The organism is Actinoplanes sp. NPDC051633, assembly GCF_040681735.1.
In the GTDB taxonomy this organism is placed as follows: Bacteria; Actinomycetota; Actinomycetes; order Mycobacteriales; family Micromonosporaceae; genus Actinoplanes.
Map to the genome: position 1 here is coordinate 1 of NZ_JBFAZH010001192.1, position 2,324 is coordinate 2,324.

Consider the following 2,324-nt stretch of genomic DNA (forward strand, 5'->3'; position numbering starts at 1 on the left):
ACCGGGGCCGGCGGGTGTGATGCGGGGCGGCCGATAACTACAGAGGGGTAGTTCATCGGTAGCGGGGTATTCGGCGAAGATGCCGAACGCGGACCCGCTCGTGCGGTACCGGCGCAAGCGCGGCTTCGGCCGGCCGCCGGAACCGCCGGACGAGGACCTGGCTGCCCTGTACGACCTCGGTAAGGCCGGGACCTGGGAGATCTTCGGGCGGCAGCTGCGCGTCACGAACCTCGACAAGACCCTCTTCCCGGGCCGCGACGGCGAGGAGCCGGTGACCAAGCGGGAGTTCCTGCGCTACACCGCCGCGATCGCGCCGACCCTGCTGCCGTATCTGACCGGGCGGGCGCTCAACCTGCACCGCTACCCCGACGGGGCAGGAACCAAGGGTTTCTGGCAGAAGGAACTGCCCGACCACGCCCCGGACTGGCTGCCGCGCTGGACCAATCCCGAAGCCGACCCCGATGAGTCGCAGACCTACCTGGTGGTCGACGAGCCGGCCGCGCTGGTCTGGGCGGCCAACTTCGGCGCCCTGGAGTGGCATCCGTGGACGTCGCGGGTCGACCATCCGCACCGGCCGACGTACGCGCTGATCGACCTCGACCCCGGCCACAACACCGACTGGCAGGATCTGCTCATCCTCGCCCGGCTGCACCGCACCGCGTTCGAGCACCTCGGCGTCTGCGCACGGCCGAAGGTGACCGGCCGCCGGGGGATCCAGATCTGGGTGCCTGTCGTGGCCGGCCCCGACTTCGGCGAGACCCGGGCCTGGGTGGAGCGGCTGTCGCGGACGGTGGGCGCCGTGGTGCCGGATCTGGTCAGCTGGAAGTGGCAGCGCAGCGAGCGGGGCGGGCGCGCCCGGCTCGACTACACCCAGAATGCGATCAACAAGACGCTCGTGGCCCCGTACAGCCCGCGGCCGGGCGCCGGGGCGCCGGTGTCAGCGCCGATCGAGTGGGACGAGCTGGACGATCCGGAGCTGCGGCCGGACGGCTTCACGATCCGGGACATGCCTGCACGTCTCGCCGCGCGTGGCGACCTGTTCCGCGACGTACTCGAGCACCCGCAACACCTTCCGCCGCTCGGCTGAGGTCGTCCGTCCCTCCGGGGCTCAGCCGATGCCCGCGCCCTTGGCGGTGAGCTTGCCGAGCAGGTCGTGCGCGCGGACGGCGCGTTCGGCGTCCTCCTGGCGGCATTGTTCAATGAACTCCTGCACGTCCGCGTGACCCTCGGCGTCCGCGGTGTACTGGGCGTAGGCCTGCCCCGCCTTCAGGGCGTGGTACTGGATCGACACGAGGTCGTAGACGATGTTGTCGGCGGGAGTGTGCGATTCGGCCATGGCTCTGCTCCGTTCTCGTCCCTCGGCTGCCGCAGGTCGATTGCCGGAATTACCGTTCCGCGGTCTTCCAAACCAGGCGGCTCGGATGCGGCGGACGCTGGACCTGACAGCCGGTTTGCGAAGCGCCGAGCCGGGCACACCGGCCGCCCGCGGCTGACGCCCCCGCGTCGGCGAGTCGCGGCCACCAGGCAGTGGCCGGGTTTCCGGCACTGCGCCCACCGGCTCGGCATCACCGCGTCGCTGTCGATCCCCCTGTTCGCCGGCCCCGGCGTCCCCATCGCCGTCCTCAACCTCTACAGCAGCGCGCCGCCGTACGCGCCACCTTCGACGCCCAGGACAGCCCGGCATGACCGCCTCCGATGAAACCTTGGACCCCGGCGGCGAATCGCTTCTCGCCGGCTTGGCCGGCGCGTTCGCCACGCGTGCACGGATTCAGCAGGCCCTCGGAGTGATCATGGCCACCACGCACCGGGCAGCGGACGCCGCCTACCTCGTCCTGCGCACACGCGCCGCCGAAACAGGAGCCACGCTGACCGACACAGCCACCGCCGTCATCACCGACCGGCAGACCCAGCTCAGCGACTGATCGACCCTTGATCGTCGATGAACTGGCTGACGATGGGTGTCAGCTCGCCGGTGATGGGTAGACCAGTATCAATGTGGAGCGCAGCTGCGTCTGGGGAGGACGGTGCGCCGGGGGTCACTCGGCGCGTTGTTCGTCTTCTTGTGCTGCTCGGCTTCGCGATCGCGGCCTATTTCGCGCTGGCCCTTCTCGATCATGGCGCGCGCGCCGATGCGGGCTCCATCGACCACATCGGTGGGAAGGATCCGGTCGCCGCGGTCAAGACCGTGGCCAAGGACGCCAGAAAGGCCGCGAAACCGAAGTCGATCGCTCCGAAGGCTCACTCTCAGCGGATACACCGGCCGGCGGCCAAGAAATCCGAGGTCCGCGAGCAGCCAAATCACGCACCGACGAGGACACACGCTT

4 protein-coding genes are annotated in these 2,324 nt (G+C 69.9%); 3 read left to right on the plus strand and 1 reads right to left on the minus strand.

What is annotated here, in order from left to right; all coding sequences use genetic code 11:
• Positions 1–79: 79 nt before the first annotated feature.
• Complete coding sequence (locus tag AB0M20_RS38865) at positions 80–1,087, plus strand: hypothetical protein (RefSeq protein ID WP_364305981.1); 1,008 nt, start codon at positions 80–82, stop codon at positions 1,085–1,087.
• Positions 1,088–1,108: 21 nt separating this feature from the next.
• Here the strand turns inward: AB0M20_RS38865 and AB0M20_RS38870 are convergent, their stop codons facing one another.
• A complete protein-coding gene (locus AB0M20_RS38870) occupies positions 1,109–1,336 on the minus strand; it encodes a hypothetical protein (RefSeq protein WP_364305983.1) in 228 nt (75 codons plus the stop codon).
• A gap of 346 nt (positions 1,337–1,682) precedes the next feature.
• Between AB0M20_RS38870 and AB0M20_RS38875 the strand changes: the two genes are divergently transcribed.
• Both AB0M20_RS38875 and AB0M20_RS38880 read left to right on the plus strand, forming a co-directional pair.
• The gene (locus tag AB0M20_RS38875) at positions 1,683–1,922 is read left to right on the plus strand and encodes an ANTAR domain-containing protein (RefSeq protein WP_364305985.1); all 240 of its coding nucleotides are present in this window, start codon (positions 1,683–1,685) and stop codon (positions 1,920–1,922) included.
• 140 nt (positions 1,923–2,062) lie between these two features.
• On the plus strand, positions 2,063–2,324 hold a 262-nt coding region (locus AB0M20_RS38880), incomplete at its 3' end, for a hypothetical protein (RefSeq protein ID WP_364305988.1).